Origin of the sequence: Leclercia sp. 29361 (assembly GCF_011290365.1) — a bacterium.
GTDB lineage: Bacteria > Pseudomonadota > Gammaproteobacteria > Enterobacterales > Enterobacteriaceae > Enterobacter > Enterobacter tamurae.
Genome location: NZ_CP049786.1, coordinates 757,142 through 771,378 on the forward strand (window position 1 = coordinate 757,142; position 14,237 = coordinate 771,378).

At 55.3% G+C, this 14,237-nt stretch carries 14 protein-coding genes and 1 pseudogene; 12 read left to right on the forward strand and 3 right to left on the reverse strand.

From position 1 onward, the window contains the following. The first annotated feature begins 50 nt into the window (after positions 1–50). The 3 genes from dnaJ (at position 51) to nhaR (ending at position 3,493) form a co-directional block, all read left to right on the forward strand. On the forward strand, positions 51–1,187 hold the full coding sequence (gene dnaJ / locus G7090_RS03625) for a molecular chaperone DnaJ (protein ID WP_106994184.1): 1,137 nt from the start codon (positions 51–53) through the stop codon (positions 1,185–1,187). Positions 1,188–1,359: 172 nt separating this feature from the next. Then, positions 1,360–2,535 (forward strand): Na+/H+ antiporter NhaA, encoded by a 1,176-nt coding sequence (gene nhaA / locus G7090_RS03630; protein ID WP_166181567.1) that lies wholly within the window; start codon positions 1,360–1,362, stop codon positions 2,533–2,535. Positions 2,536–2,593: 58 nt separating this feature from the next. Beyond that, entirely contained in the window at positions 2,594–3,493 is a 900-nt protein-coding gene (nhaR, locus tag G7090_RS03635; protein ID WP_166181568.1) for a transcriptional activator NhaR, read from the forward strand. A 57-nt stretch (positions 3,494–3,550) separates the two neighbouring features. Here the strand turns inward: nhaR and rpsT are convergent, their stop codons facing one another. Then, positions 3,551–3,814 (reverse strand): 30S ribosomal protein S20, encoded by a 264-nt coding sequence (gene rpsT, locus G7090_RS03640; RefSeq protein WP_012015991.1) that lies wholly within the window; start codon positions 3,812–3,814, stop codon positions 3,551–3,553. 101 nt (positions 3,815–3,915) lie between these two features. Here rpsT and G7090_RS23705 point away from each other — a divergent pair. From G7090_RS23705 to ispH, 6 genes and pseudogenes are all read left to right on the forward strand, one after another. Further along, a pseudogene (locus G7090_RS23705) lies at positions 3,916–4,134 on the forward strand (DUF2575 domain-containing protein). Between the two features lie 7 nt (positions 4,135–4,141). Then, entirely contained in the window at positions 4,142–5,080 is a 939-nt protein-coding gene (gene ribF / locus G7090_RS03650; protein ID WP_106994187.1) for a bifunctional riboflavin kinase/FAD synthetase, read from the forward strand. A gap of 33 nt (positions 5,081–5,113) precedes the next feature. Next, a complete protein-coding gene (gene ileS / locus G7090_RS03655) occupies positions 5,114–7,930 on the forward strand; it encodes an isoleucine--tRNA ligase (RefSeq protein ID WP_106994188.1) in 2,817 nt (938 codons plus the stop codon). Next, positions 7,930–8,430: a signal peptidase II gene (gene lspA, locus G7090_RS03660; RefSeq protein ID WP_166181569.1), complete on the forward strand. Its 501-nt coding sequence runs from the start codon at positions 7,930–7,932 to the stop codon at positions 8,428–8,430. Before ileS ends, lspA begins: the two co-directional genes overlap by 1 nt. A gap of 117 nt (positions 8,431–8,547) precedes the next feature. Further along, on the forward strand, positions 8,548–9,018 hold the full coding sequence (gene fkpB, locus G7090_RS03665; protein ID WP_106994190.1) for an FKBP-type peptidyl-prolyl cis-trans isomerase: 471 nt from the start codon (positions 8,548–8,550) through the stop codon (positions 9,016–9,018). Continuing rightward, positions 8,999–9,949 (forward strand): 4-hydroxy-3-methylbut-2-enyl diphosphate reductase, encoded by a 951-nt coding sequence (ispH, locus tag G7090_RS03670; protein WP_106994191.1) that lies wholly within the window; start codon positions 8,999–9,001, stop codon positions 9,947–9,949. The genes fkpB and ispH overlap by 20 nt, the downstream gene beginning before the upstream one ends. A gap of 17 nt (positions 9,950–9,966) precedes the next feature. Here the strand turns inward: ispH and G7090_RS03675 are convergent, their stop codons facing one another. After that, complete coding sequence (locus G7090_RS03675; RefSeq protein WP_166181570.1) at positions 9,967–10,872, reverse strand: LysR family transcriptional regulator; 906 nt, start codon at positions 10,870–10,872, stop codon at positions 9,967–9,969. A 92-nt stretch (positions 10,873–10,964) separates the two neighbouring features. On the opposite strand from G7090_RS03675, the gene G7090_RS03680 reads away from it, so the two are divergent. Further along, complete coding sequence (locus G7090_RS03680; protein WP_166181571.1) at positions 10,965–11,597, forward strand: alanyl-tRNA editing protein; 633 nt, start codon at positions 10,965–10,967, stop codon at positions 11,595–11,597. Between the two features lie 210 nt (positions 11,598–11,807). After that, positions 11,808–12,629 carry a 4-hydroxy-tetrahydrodipicolinate reductase gene (dapB, locus tag G7090_RS03685; protein ID WP_166181572.1) on the forward strand — a complete coding sequence of 274 codons (822 nt, stop codon included), beginning with the start codon at positions 11,808–11,810 and terminating at the stop codon, positions 12,627–12,629. Between the two features lie 148 nt (positions 12,630–12,777). On the opposite strand, the gene G7090_RS03690 is transcribed toward dapB, so the two are convergent. After that, positions 12,778–13,020, reverse strand: a complete 243-nt coding sequence (locus tag G7090_RS03690; RefSeq protein ID WP_166181573.1) for a hypothetical protein — start codon at positions 13,018–13,020, stop codon at positions 12,778–12,780. Positions 13,021–13,085: 65 nt separating this feature from the next. Between G7090_RS03690 and carA the strand changes: the two genes are divergently transcribed. Further along, the gene (gene carA, locus G7090_RS03695) at positions 13,086–14,234 is read left to right on the forward strand and encodes a glutamine-hydrolyzing carbamoyl-phosphate synthase small subunit (protein ID WP_166181574.1); all 1,149 of its coding nucleotides are present in this window, start codon (positions 13,086–13,088) and stop codon (positions 14,232–14,234) included. Positions 14,235–14,237 lie beyond the last annotated feature (3 nt).

A 14,237-nucleotide genomic window follows, 5' to 3' on the forward strand; every position in this document is an offset into this window, starting at 1 on the left:
AGAGGTTTCCTCTCCGCCCGTGCACGCATGTTAGGGGCAGATAAAACAAGATGGCTAAGCAAGACTATTACGAGATTTTAGGCGTTTCCAAAACAGCGGAAGAGCGTGAAATCAAAAAGGCGTATAAGCGCCTGGCCATGAAATTTCACCCGGACCGCAACCAGGGTGACAAAGAGGCCGAAGCCAAATTTAAAGAGATCAAAGAAGCCTACGAAATCCTGACCGATGCCCAGAAACGTGCGGCCTACGATCAGTATGGCCACGCTGCGTTTGAACAGGGCGGCATGGGCGGCGGCGGCGGATTTGGTGGCGGTGGCGCAGATTTCAGCGATATCTTTGGTGACGTCTTTGGCGACATCTTCGGCGGCGGCCGCGGTCGTCAGCGTGCAGCCCGTGGCGCAGACCTGCGCTACAACATGGAGCTGACGCTGGAAGAGGCCGTACGCGGTGTAACGAAAGAGATCCGCATTCCCACCCTGGAAGAGTGTGACATTTGCCACGGCAGCGGCGCGAAAGTGGGTACCAAACCGCAGACCTGTCCAACCTGTCACGGTTCTGGTCAGGTACAGATGCGTCAGGGCTTCTTTGCAGTGCAGCAGAGCTGTCCGCACTGTCAGGGCCGCGGTACGCTGATCAAGGATCCGTGCAACAAATGCCACGGTCACGGTCGCGTTGAGAAGAGCAAAACCCTGTCCGTTAAAATTCCGGCAGGCGTGGATACTGGCGATCGTATTCGTCTGTCTGGCGAAGGCGAAGCGGGTGAGCATGGCGCACCGGCAGGCGATCTGTACGTTCAGGTGCAGGTGAAGCAGCACGCGATTTTCGAACGTGAAGGCAACAACCTGTACTGCGAAGTGCCGATCAACTTTGCGATGGCGGCGATGGGCGGTGAAATCGAAGTGCCAACTCTCGACGGTCGCGTAAACCTGAAAGTGCCTGGTGAAACCCAGACCGGTAAGCTGTTCCGCATGCGTGGTAAAGGCGTGAAATCGGTCCGTGGCGGCGCACAGGGCGACCTGCTGTGTCGCGTGGTGGTCGAAACCCCGGTTGGCCTGAATGAGAAACAGAAGCAGCTGCTGCGAGAATTGCAGGAGAGCTTTGGCGGCCCAACGGGTGAGAACAACAGCCCGCGCTCCAAAAGCTTCTTTGATGGCGTGAAAAAATTCTTTGACGATTTGACTCGCTAATCCATTAGCTGGCGTTCATCTCAAAAAAGCCCGGAAGCGATTCCGGGCTTTTTTATTTGTGGGTATTGCTCGGTAAAACTGAATTTATACTCAATATTAATCTGTTTTTGCCGAGTTTTTAGGCTTGGTATTATGGTTTTATCGAGGTATTGTGGTAAAAGAGAGAGCTTAAGTGAAATTATTACACCGTTTCTTTAGCAGTGAAGCGTCCGGCGGCATCATCCTGATTATCGCTGCCGCCGCCGCGATGGTGCTGGCCAACCTGGGTATCACCCATGAGTTCTACCATGCGTTTCTGGAAACGCCCGTAGAGCTGAAGGTCGGGGCGCTTGAAATTAATAAGAACATGCTACTGTGGATCAACGATGCACTTATGGCGGTGTTCTTCCTGCTGGTGGGGCTTGAGGTGAAACGCGAGCTGATAGTGGGCTCGCTTGCCAGCCGCCAGCGTGCGGCGTTTCCGGTCATTGCCGCGCTGGGTGGAATGGTCGTTCCGGCGCTGCTCTTCCTGGCGTTTACCTGGCAGGATCCGGTGGCGCGCCACGGCTGGGCAATCCCGGCGGCAACGGATATCGCCTTTGCCCTTGGGGTACTGGCACTACTGGGAAGCCGCGTTCCGGCAGCGCTGAAAATCTTCCTGATGGCGCTGGCTATCATTGACGATCTTGGCGCTATTGTAATTATCGCGCTGTTCTACACCAGTGAACTGTCGATACTGTCGCTGAGCGTTGCTGCAGGCGCTATTGCAGTGCTGGCGCTGCTGAACCTGTTCAACGTACGCCGTATCGGCATTTACGTGCTGGTGGGGATGGTGCTGTGGACTGCGGTACTGAAATCGGGCGTGCATGCCACGCTGGCAGGGGTGATCGTCGGCTTCTTCGTACCGCTTAAACCGCAAAATGGCAAATCACCTGCCAGCCAGCTGGAGCATGTGCTTCATCCGTGGGTGGCCTTTATGATCCTGCCGCTGTTTGCTTTTGCTAACGCGGGTGTTTCCCTTAGCGGGGTGACGCTGGACGGGCTGACGTCAGTGCTTCCGCTGGGCATCATTGCCGGGTTGTTTATCGGTAAGCCGTTAGGTATCAGCCTGTTCTGTTGGCTGGCGCTGAAACTGAAGCTGGCATCATTGCCGCACGGCACCACCTTCAGGCAGATAACGGCCGTGGGCGTGCTGTGCGGAATTGGATTTACCATGTCGATCTTTATCTCGACGCTGGCATTTGGTACGCATGCGCCTGAGCTTATCGTCTGGGCAAAACTCGGCATTCTCATCGGGTCATTACTGGCTGCGGTGACGGGTTATACCTTGCTGAAGGTAAAATTGTCCGGACAGGTCGTCCAGGCATAACAGGAAAGCGGGGGAAGGGGAGCCTTCTCCCGATTTACGATCAGGGAGTGAATTCGCGATGTCTCATTTGAATTACAACCATCTTTACTACTTCTGGCATGTCTACAAGCAGGGCTCAGTTGTCGGCGCTGCAGAGGCGCTCTACCTGACGCCGCAGACGATTACCGGGCAGATCAAAGCCCTGGAAGAGCGCCTGCAGGGGAAGTTATTCAAGCGTAAGGGACGCGGAATCGAACCCAGCGAGCTCGGCGAACTGGTATTTCGCTACGCTGACAAAATGTTCACCCTGAGCCAGGAGATGCTCGATATCGTCAACTACCGCAAGGAGTCCAATCTGCTCTTTGACGTTGGTGTCGCGGATGCGCTGTCAAAACGGCTGGTCAGCGGCGTGCTGGACGCGGCGGTGGTTGAAGATGAGCAAATCCACCTGCGCTGCTTTGAATCCACTCACGAGATGCTGCTCGAGCAGCTGAGCCAGCATAAACTGGATATGATTATCTCCGACTGCCCGATCGACTCCACCCAGCAGGAGGGGCTGTTCTCAGTGAAGATTGGCGAGTGTGGGGTGAGCTTCTGGTGCATCAACCCGCCGCCGGAAAAACCCTTTCCCGCCTGTCTGGAAGAGCGCCGTCTGCTGGTGCCGGGCAGACGCTCCATGCTCGGCCGCAAGCTGCTGAACTGGTTTAACTCCCAGGGGCTGAAGGTAGAGATTCTGGGTGAATTTGATGATGCGGCGCTGATGAAGGCCTTTGGCGAAGCGCACAACGCGATCTTCGTTGCCCCGACGCTTTACGCGCAGGATCTCTATTCGGACATCGGGATTACGGAGATTGGCAGGGTGGATAACGTGATGGAGGAGTATCACGCGATATTTGCGGAAAGAATGATTCAGCATCCGGCGGTGCAGCGTATCTGTAACCGTGACTACTCGGCGCTGTTTACGCCACCGGCAATCTGAAGGCATAAAAAAACCCGCGTTAAGCGGGTTCTTTAAACAAGCAACAACAAGTGGCGATTAAGCCAGTTTGCTGATCTGCGCGGTCAGGTTTGCTTTATGACGCGCTGCTTTGTTTTTGTGGATCAGACCTTTAGCAGCCTGACGGTCCACGATTGGTTGCATTTCGTTAAATGCGTTCTGCGCTGCAGCTTTGTCGCCAGCTTCGATTGCTGCGTATACTTTCTTGATGAAAGTACGCATCATAGAGCGACGGCTTGCGTTGTGCTTACGAGCCTTTTCAGACTGAACGGCACGTTTCTTAGCTGATTTGATATTAGCCAAGTCCAACTCCCAAATATGATCTATGTGGACAATTCAAAGGCCGAGGAATATGCCCTCTTTGCCTTCTTTTGTCAATGGATTTGTGCAAATAAGCGCCGTTAATAAGCGACGCTAAGTTACGTAGTGATGGCGCAGGATTCTACCAGCTTGTCTCTCCTGAATACAGCTTTTCGATACAAAAATCCTCATCTGCAGCCAGATTTTTTCGCTGTGAAAGGCAACCCTGATGAAATCATTACGGCTTTCTGTTTTGCGTGAACAATCGCCGGTTAACCTTAACCGCTGTACAAGGTATACTTTGGCGATTTTCACTGTTTTGAGCCAGTCATGAAGCTGATACGCGGCATACATAATCTCAGTCAGGCCCCACACGGGTGTGTGCTGACTATTGGTAATTTCGACGGCGTGCATCGTGGGCATCAGGTGCTGTTGCAGGGGTTACGTGAAGAGGGGCGGGCACGAGGTCTGCCGGTAGTAGTCATGATTTTTGAGCCGCAGCCGCTGGAGCTTTTTGCCAGCGAGAAGGCGCCTGCGCGCCTGACCCGTCTGCGTGAAAAGTTACGTTACCTGGCGCAGTGCGGCGTGGACTACGTCCTGTGCGTCCGTTTTGATCGGCGCTTCGCCGCCCTGACGGCACAAAATTTTGTCAGCGACCTGTTAGTGGATCGCCTAGGCGTGCGCTTTCTGGCGGTGGGAGATGATTTCCGCTTTGGCGCTGGTCGTCAGGGGGATTTCTTGCTATTACAGAAGGCTGGCCTGGAGTATGGCTTTGACGTCACCAGCACCCAGACCTTCTGCGAAGGCGGCGTACGCATCAGCAGCACGGCAGTACGCCAGGCACTGGCTGACGACGATCTGGATACCGCCGCAACCCTGCTCGGTCGCCCGTTCTCTATTTCCGGGCGCGTCGTGCATGGCGATGAACTGGGTCGCACCATTGGTTTCCCGACGGCGAACTTACCGCTGCGTCGTCAGGTTTCCCCGGTAAAAGGGGTCTTTGCGGTAGAAGTGACGGGGCTGGGCGATAAGCCCCTGCCCGGCGTTGCCAATATTGGTACCCGTCCGACAGTGGCTGGCGTACGCCAGCAGCTCGAAGTGCATTTGCTGGACGTTGTAATGGACCTTTATGGTCGCCATATAGATGTAATCCTGCGTAAAAAAATACGCAATGAGCAGCGATTCGCCTCGCTTGATGAGCTAAAAGCGCAAATCGCGAGAGATGAGTTAACAGCCCGCGAAATTTTTGGGCTATCAAACCCGGCTTAATGCCTGAGATATAAATACGGAACCGAGAATCTGATGAGTGACTATAAATCAACCCTGAATTTGCCGGAAACAGGGTTCCCGATGCGCGGCGATCTCGCCAAGCGTGAACCGGGAATGCTGGCGCGTTGGACCGATGATGACCTGTACGGCATCATCCGTGCAGCCAAAAAAGGGAAAAAAACCTTCATCCTGCATGATGGCCCTCCTTATGCGAATGGCAGCATTCATATTGGTCACTCTGTAAACAAGATTCTGAAAGACATTATCGTGAAGTCCAAAGGCCTCACGGGCTTTGACTCGCCTTACGTTCCAGGCTGGGACTGCCACGGTCTGCCGATCGAGCTGAAAGTGGAGCAAGAGTTCGGCAAGCCGGGCGAGAAGTTCACCGCCGCCGAATTCCGCGCCAAATGCCGCGAATACGCAGCTACCCAGGTTGACGGCCAGCGTGAAGACTTTATCCGTCTGGGCGTGCTGGGCGACTGGTCACACCCGTACCTGACCATGGACTTCAAAACCGAAGCCAACATCATCCGTGCGCTGGGCAAAATCATCGGCAACGGCCACCTGCATAAAGGCGCCAAGCCGGTGCACTGGTGCGTGGATTGCCGTTCGGCGCTGGCTGAGGCGGAAGTCGAGTATTACGACAAAACCTCTCCATCCATCGACGTGGCCTTTGAAGGCGTCGATCAGGATGCGCTGCAGGGCAAATTTGGTCTGCCGGGCGTAGAAGGCCCAATCTCGCTGGTCATCTGGACTACCACCCCGTGGACCCTGCCTGCCAACCGTGCGATCTCCCTTTCTGCGGAGTTCGACTATGCGCTGGTACAGGTTGAAGGTCGCGCGCTGATCCTCGCGAAAGACCTGGTGGAGAGCGTGCTGAAACGCGCGAACATCACCGAATACCGTATTCTCGGTACCGTTAAAGGTGCTGAGCTGGAACATCTGCGCTTTAAGCACCCGTTCCTCGATTTCGATGTGCCAGCGATCCTGGGCGAACACGTTACCCTGGAAGCGGGTACCGGTGCGGTGCATACCGCCGGTGGTCATGGCCCGGACGACTACAGCATCAGCCTCAAATACGGTCTGGAGATCGCCAACCCGGTTGGCCCGGACGGCGCGTATCTGCCAGGCACATATCCGACGCTGGACGGCATCAACGTCTTCAAAGCCAACGACATCATCGTCAACATGCTGCGCGACAATGGTTCGCTGCTGCACGTTGAAAAAATGCAGCACAGCTATCCGTGCTGCTGGCGTCACAAGTCGCCGATCATCTTCCGTGCGACCCCGCAGTGGTTTGTCAGCATGGATCAGAAAGGCCTGCGCGCGCAGTCGCTTTCCGAGATCAAAGGCGTGCAGTGGATCCCGGACTGGGGCCAGGCGCGTATCGAATCCATGGTTGCCAACCGTCCTGACTGGTGTATCTCCCGTCAGCGTACCTGGGGCGTACCGATGTCTCTGTTCGTGCATAAAGAGACGCAGGAGCTGCACCCGAACACCCTGGAACTGATGGAAGAAGTGGCGAAGCGCGTCGAAGTTGACGGCATTCAGGCGTGGTGGGATCTCGACTCCCGGGACATCCTCGGCGCTGACGCGGACAACTACGAGAAAGTGCCGGATACTCTGGACGTCTGGTTTGACTCCGGTTCTACCCACTCTTCTGTGGTTGACGTGCGTCCGGAATTTGCCGGTCACGCTGCCGACATGTATCTGGAAGGGTCTGACCAACACCGTGGCTGGTTCATGTCATCCCTGATGATCTCCACCGCCATGAAGGGCAAGGCACCTTATCGTCAGGTACTGACTCACGGCTTCACCGTGGATGGTCAGGGCCGCAAGATGTCCAAATCTATCGGTAACACCGTTTCTCCTCAGGATGTGATGAACAAACTGGGCGCTGATATTCTGCGTCTGTGGGTGGCATCAACTGACTACACCGGCGAAATGGCGGTGTCCGATGAGATCCTGAAACGTGCTGCCGACAGCTATCGTCGTATCCGTAACACCGCGCGCTTCCTGCTGGCGAACCTGAATGGGTTCGATCCGGCAAAAGATATGGTGAAACCGGAAGAGATGGTGGTGCTGGATCGCTGGGCAGTAGGCTGCGCGCAAGCGGCGCAGGAAGATATCCTGAAAGCCTACGAGTCTTACGACTTCCACGAAGTGGTGCAGCGCCTGATGCGCTTCTGCTCCATCGAGATGGGCTCGTTCTATCTCGACATCATTAAAGACCGTCAGTACACCGCCAAAGCGGACAGCGTGGCGCGTCGCAGCTGCCAGACCGCACTGTTCCACATCGCGGAAGCGCTGGTGCGCTGGATGGCACCGATCATGTCCTTCACTGCGGATGAGATCTGGGGCTACCTGCCAGGCGATCGTGAGAAGTATGTCTTCACCGGCGAGTGGTACCAGGGCCTGTTTGGCCTGGCAGAGACCGAAGCCATGAACGACAGCTTCTGGGACGAGCTGCTGAAAGTGCGCGGCGAAGTGAACAAGGTGATCGAGCAGGCGCGTGCCGACAAGAAAGTGGGCGGCTCTCTGGAAGCGGCAGTAACCCTGTACGCAGAACCTGAGCTGGCGGCGAAACTGACGGCGCTGGGCGATGAATTGCGATTTGTCCTGTTGACCTCCGGTGCGAATGTTGCGGATTATGCCGACGCGAGCGCTGATGCCCAGCAGAGCGAACTGCTCAAAGGGCTGAAGGTGGCGCTGGTGAAAGCCGATGGTGAGAAATGTCCGCGTTGCTGGCATTACACCACTGATGTCGGCAAGGTGGCGGAACACGCAGAGATCTGCGGACGCTGTGTCAGCAACGTCGCCGGTGATGGCGAAAAACGTAAGTTTGCCTGATGAGTAAATCACTCTCTTCAACAGGGCTGCGCTGGCTGTGGCTGGTAGTAGTCGTGCTGATTATTGATCTGGGCAGCAAGTACCTGATCCTCCAGAACTTTGCTCTGGGGGATACGATGCCGCTGTTCCCGTCACTTAATCTGCATTATGCGCGCAACTATGGCGCGGCGTTTAGCTTCCTGGCTGACAGCGGCGGCTGGCAGCGCTGGTTCTTCGCGGGTATCGCTCTCGGTATCTGCGTGGTTCTGGCGGTGCTGATGTACCGCAGCAAAGCCACGCAGAAGCTGAATAACATCGCCTACGCGCTGATCATTGGCGGCGCGCTGGGTAACCTGTTCGACCGTCTGTGGCATGGCTTTGTGGTCGATATGATCGACTTCTATGTCGGCAGCTGGCACTTCGCCACCTTTAACCTGGCCGATACGGCGATCTGTATCGGTGCGGCGATGATTGTGCTGGAAGGCTTCCTGCCTAAACCCGCAGCGAAAGAGCAGGCGTAATTGTCAATGCCGGGTGGCGCTACGCTTACCCGGCCTACCGAATATGCCGATCCTGTAGGCCGGGTAAGCGAAGCGCCACCCGGCAAACAGGCGAGACAACATTAAAGAGCAATGTGTATGTCTAAATCCGTACAGAGCAACAGCGCGATGCTGGTTCACTTCACGCTGAAACTGGATGATGGCTCCACCGCAGAGTCCACCCGCAACAACGGCAAACCGGCGCTGTTTCGTCTTGGCGATACCTCTCTGTCGGAAGGTCTTGAGCAACAGCTGCTGGGCCTGAAAGAGGGTGAGAAAAAAGCCTTCACTCTGGAGCCGGATGCCGCGTTTGGTGTGCCGTCCCCGGACCTGATCCAGTACTTCTCGCGCCGTGAGTTTATGGATGCGGGCGAACCGGAAATCGGGGCAATCATGCTCTTTACCGCTATGGATGGCAGCGAAATGCCTGGCGTGATCCGTGAGATCAACGGCGACTCCATTACCGTCGATTTCAACCACCCGCTCGCCGGGCGTACCGTCCATTTTGATGTTGAAGTGCTGGAAATTGACCCGGTACTGGAGGATGTGAATGCAGATCCTGTTGGCTAACCCGCGCGGTTTCTGTGCCGGAGTAGACCGCGCTATCAGCATTGTTGAAAACGCGCTGGAGCTTTACGGCGCGCCGATTTATGTCCGTCACGAAGTGGTGCATAACCGCTATGTGGTGGATAGCCTGCGTACCCGCGGGGCGATCTTTATTGAGCAGATCGACGAAGTGCCGGATGGCGCAATCCTGATCTTCTCCGCCCACGGCGTCTCCCAGGCGGTACGTAACGAAGCGAAAAATCGCGATCTGACCGTGTTTGATGCCACCTGCCCGCTGGTCACCAAAGTGCATATGGAAGTGGCACGCGCCAGCCGTCGCGGTGAAGAGTCGATCCTGATTGGTCACGCCGGTCACCCCGAAGTGGAAGGCACCATGGGCCAGTACAGCAACCCGGAAGGGGGCATGTACCTGGTCGAGTCTCCGGACGATGTGCTGACGCTGAACGTCAAAAACGAAGCGAAGCTGTCGTTTATGACCCAGACCACGCTCTCGGTGGATGACACCTCTGATGTTATCGATGCCCTGCGTCAGCGCTTCCCGAAAATCGTTGGTCCGCGCAAGGACGACATCTGCTACGCCACCACTAACCGTCAGGAAGCGGTCCGCGCCCTGGCGGAGCAGGCGGACGTGGTGCTGGTCGTCGGCTCGAAAAACTCCTCGAACTCCAACCGTCTGGCCGAACTGGCGCAGCGGATGGGCAAAGCCGCATTCCTGATTGACGATGCGACCGATATTCAGGAAGCCTGGGTCAAGAATGCTGCATGTGTTGGCGTGACGGCGGGCGCGTCTGCCCCGGATATTCTGGTACAGAACGTGATTGCCCGTCTGCAGGAGCTGGGTGGCGGAGAAGCCATCCCGCTGGCGGGGCGCGAAGAGAATATCGTCTTCGAAGTCCCGAAAGAGCTGCGAATTGACGCCCGCGAAGTTAAGTAAGCTTTTAAAAATGCCAGTCACTGAATGACTGGCATTTTTTCATTCAGGTAGTCGATCATCGCCCGCATCCTGGCTGGCATATGTTTATTGCGCGTCCACAGCAGCCAGAGATCGCCCGTATAGCTACTGATAAACTCCCACTCCGGCAGTACCTGCACAATCTCCCCACTTTCCAGCGCATCACGCGCCGTGAACAGCGGTAAACTCCCGATTCCCAGGCTGCGCTTTACCGCATCCAGCCTCACGCCCGTGTGGTTAGCGGCGTAACGTCCGTGGGTCTGTACCGTTTCCGTTTTCCCGTTCAAAGCAAACTTCCAGCGTGAATCGGCTGGGGTTTCACCGAGCGAGATACAGCTGTGTTCCCGAAGATCGTGCGGATGCTGGGGCGTGCCCATGCGACAAAGGTACTCTGGCGTGGCGCAGATAACATGGGTGACCGGCATCAGCGGTTTACCGTACAGGCCAGGGGAGGGGGTAGTAGTGATCCGTAACGCCAGATCGACGCCATCGTCGATCAAATCCATATAACGATCTTCCAGACGCAGACAGACATCTATTTGCGGATAGCGCTCAAGGAATGCCGGGATTAAAGGATGGATCACAAAACGTCCCACGGCTTTCGGCACGCTCATGGTGAGCTTTCCCTGCGCAACGGTCTGCAGGCTGCTGCCAGAATCCATCGCCTGCTGTGCCGCGTCCAGCATATCCAGCGCATGTTCATAAACCGATTTTCCGGTCACGGTAAGGGCCAGCTTGCGCGTGGTGCGGTGCAGCAATTTGCATCCCATCTCTTTTTCAAGACGTGAAACACAGCGGCTGATCGCGGAGGGCGTTGCGCCAGTCAGACGAGCTGCGGTTGAAAAGTTACCCTGCTCTACGATGATGACGAAAGTGGCGAGATCGGGAAGCAGGGCAGGTTTCATTTGTGCATACCAGGCAAGAGTGCAATGTGTGAGTGGCCGATTATCGATATTTAAGTGACGAATATACTGTCAGGCTACAGAGGAGAGCAACCATGACAGAACGACTTTATTACTCAAGTGACGCGACAGCAGGCCGGGCACAGGTGATCCGTTGCAGTGAAGAGCCTGATGGCCGTTACGCCATTGAGCTCAATCAGACCTTTTTCCATCCGCAGGGGGGTGGGCAGCCCGCGGATTGGGGAACGCTCGACGGGATGGCGGTAGAAGCAGTCTTCCTGCGCGGAGAGCAGGTGGTCCACATCGTGTCCGGCGCGCTTGCGCCAGGTGAGGTGGAGATGCAGGTCGATGAAGAGGTGAGAGAACGTCACTCCCGCTGGCACAGCGCAGGCCATTTGATTGGTTATGCCGGCGAGCAGTTTGGCTGGAAGCCGGTAAAAGCCCACCACTGGCCCGGTGAAGGGCGGATTACCTTTATGCCCGGTGAAAGTGTGGCTCCCCTGCCTGATGCAAGCGCTCTGATGGTCATGATTGACGGCTGGAAAGCCGACAACCTGCTTCGCCATACCGAAATTGAAGCGGGCAGACGCAAGGTCCGCTTTGGCGATCTCCCGGCATACCTGTGCGGAGGAACGCACGTTAAACAGCTGGCGGATATTGGGATGGTGCAGATCCTCGGGCTGAAGATGAAAAAGGGGCAGCTGGTGGTAACCTATGCGCTCGACTAACAGGATGGTGATTAACCCGCAAAACGCATCATCCTGCCGCCTGCGCTGGTGGTGCGTGAATCGTGCGGTTTTCGCTGACGATCATGTCTTTCACTGATATCTCTCCCTGTTTATCATTAAATTCTAATTATCGGCGTTTTCAGTGGCAGCCTTTGTCAGGGCTGGTTAATCTGAAAACGGTTTACATCATTTTAACGTAAGAGAATAACTATGCATGATGCAGAGATCCGTGTCGCCATAGCGGGCGCGGGCGGACGTATGGGCCGTCAGCTTATTCAGGCGGCACTACAGATGGATGGCGTGGCACTTGGCGCGGCGCTGGAGCGCGAAGGTTCATCGCTTCTGGGCGCTGACGCAGGTGAGCTAGCGGGCGCAGCGAAGACGGGCGTCACCGTCCAGAGCAGCCTCGAGGCGGTTAAAGATGACTTTGATGTGTTTATCGATTTTACCCGTCCTGAAGGCACGCTCCACCACCTGGCGTTTTGCCGTCAGCATGGTAAAGGCATGGTTATCGGCACTACCGGTTTCGATGATGCAGGCAAGCAGGCTATTCAGGATGCGGCCAAAGAGATTGCGATCGTCTTTGCAGCGAACTTTAGCGTCGGCGTGAACGTGATGCTCAAGCTGCTGGAGAAGGCGGCGAAGGTGATGGGGGATTACACCGACATCGAAATCATCGAAGCGCATCACCGTTATAAAGTCGATGCCCCGTCCGGCACTGCGCTGGCGATGGGCGAGGCGATTGCTCAGGCGATGGACAAAGATCTGAAAGAGTGTGCGGTCTACACCCGGGAAGGTCATACCGGCGAACGCGTCCCTGGCACCATTGGTTTTGCCACCGTGCGTGCGGGCGATATCGTGGGTGAACATACCGCAATGTTTGCTGATATCGGCGAGCGTGTTGAAATTACCCATAAAGCGTCCAGTCGTATGACTTTTGCAAATGGGGCTGTTCGTTCTGCAATTTGGTTGAAAGGCAAAAAAGATGGTCTTTTTGACATGCGTGACGTGCTCGATCTTAACAATTTATAATCAAGTTTACCCTTCGTGATGTGGTTATTGCAGTCATAATTAGTTGATTGCAGAGGGCAATAATTTATTGCCCTTTAATTTTATCCTGTTTTAAGTCTTTTTTAATTTGAAGTGCTTATAAATATAAGTTATCTCCATTATTTCTGTTTCAAAATTGTGAATTTTGACCAAATGGTCCACTTTTTGAGGCTGGTAAGGCCGGGTTAACAATAAAAATGACCCGCAAGCGTTTTCTTACGTGATTTAGTTGATCTTTTTGCCCATTAACAACCTTCCTGACCATCAGTGCCGCAAAAACTACAAATAAAAGCCGCTTTTTAAGTTGACTTTCCCCTGCCAAATCTCCAGAATGCCGCCGTTTGCCGAAAATCCACTGGCAGCAGATTTGCATTGCTTCACACTATGGTTGTGCATTAATATGCAAATAAAGTGAGTGAATATTCTCTGGAGGGTGTTTTGATTAAGTCAGCGCTATTGGTTCTGGAAGACGGAACCCAGTTTATCGGTCGGGCCATTGGGGCAACAGGTTCGGCGGTTGGGGAAGTCGTTTTCAATACTTCAATGACCGGTTATCAAGAAATCCTCACTGATCCTTCCTATTCCCGCCAAATCGTTACTCTAACTTATCCCCATATCGGTAATGTCGGCACTAACGCCGCTGATGAAGAGTCCTCCCAGGTACATGCACAAGGTCTGATTATTCGCGACCTGCCGCTGATTGCCAGCAACTACCGCAACACCGAAGACCTCTCGTCCTACCTGAAACGCCATAACATCGTGGCGATTGCCGATATCGATACCCGTAAGCTGACGCGTCTGCTGCGTGAAAAAGGTGCCCAGAACGGCTGCATCATCGCTGGCGATAACCTGGATGCGGCGCTGGCGCAGGAAAAAGCCAAAGCCTTCCCGGGGCTGAACGGCATGGACCTGGCTAAAGAAGTGACCACCACTGAGGCCTACAGCTGGACTCAGGGTAGCTGGACGCTGGCAGGTGAACTGCCGGAAGCCAAAAAAGAAGAGGAGCTGCCGTTCCATGTGGTGGCTTACGATTACGGCGCCAAGCGCAACATCCTGCGCATGCTGGTGGATCGCGGCTGCCGTCTGACCGTTGTGCCGGCAAAGACCCCGGCAGACGACGTGCTGAAGATGAATCCGGACGGGATCTTCCTCTCCAACGGCCCGGGTGACCCGGCCCCGTGCGACTACGCCATCGACGCAATTAAGACCTTCCTCGAAACCGACATTCCGGTATTCGGTATCTGCCTCGGCCATCAGTTGCTGGCGCTGGCGAGCGGTGCCAAAACCGTGAAGATGAAGTTCGGTCACCACGGTGGTAACCACCCGGTGAAAGATATCGACAACAACACGGTGATGATTACTGCGCAGAACCACGGTTTTGCGGTGGACGAAGCTTCCATGCCGGCCACCCTGCGTGTGACCCATAAATCACTGTTCGATGGCACCCTGCAGGGCATCCATCGCACCGACAAACCGGCGTTCAGCTTCCAGGGACACCCGGAAGCGAGCCCAGGCCCACACGATGCCGCGCCGCTGTTCGATCACTTTATCGAACTTATCGAGCAATACCGTAAGACCGCTAAATAATCA

Coding starts and splice junctions, on each gene's coding strand:
- dnaJ (WP_106994184.1), top strand. CDS start 51: ATGGCTAAGCAAGACTATTACGAGATTTTAGGCGTTTCCAAAACAGCG.
- nhaR (WP_166181568.1), top strand. CDS start 2,594: ATGTCTCATTTGAATTACAACCATCTTTACTACTTCTGGCATGTCTAC.
- ribF (WP_106994187.1), top strand. CDS start 4,142: ATGAAGCTGATACGCGGCATACATAATCTCAGTCAGGCCCCACACGGG.
- ileS (WP_106994188.1), top strand. CDS start 5,114: ATGAGTGACTATAAATCAACCCTGAATTTGCCGGAAACAGGGTTCCCG.
- lspA (WP_166181569.1), top strand. CDS start 7,930: ATGAGTAAATCACTCTCTTCAACAGGGCTGCGCTGGCTGTGGCTGGTA.
- fkpB (WP_106994190.1), top strand. CDS start 8,548: ATGTCTAAATCCGTACAGAGCAACAGCGCGATGCTGGTTCACTTCACG.
- ispH (WP_106994191.1), top strand. CDS start 8,999: ATGCAGATCCTGTTGGCTAACCCGCGCGGTTTCTGTGCCGGAGTAGAC.
- G7090_RS03675 (WP_166181570.1), bottom strand. CDS start 10,872: ATGAAACCTGCCCTGCTTCCCGATCTCGCCACTTTCGTCATCATCGTA.
- G7090_RS03680 (WP_166181571.1), top strand. CDS start 10,965: ATGACAGAACGACTTTATTACTCAAGTGACGCGACAGCAGGCCGGGCA.
- dapB (WP_166181572.1), top strand. CDS start 11,808: ATGCATGATGCAGAGATCCGTGTCGCCATAGCGGGCGCGGGCGGACGT.
- G7090_RS03690 (WP_166181573.1), bottom strand. CDS start 13,020: ATGCAAATCTGCTGCCAGTGGATTTTCGGCAAACGGCGGCATTCTGGA.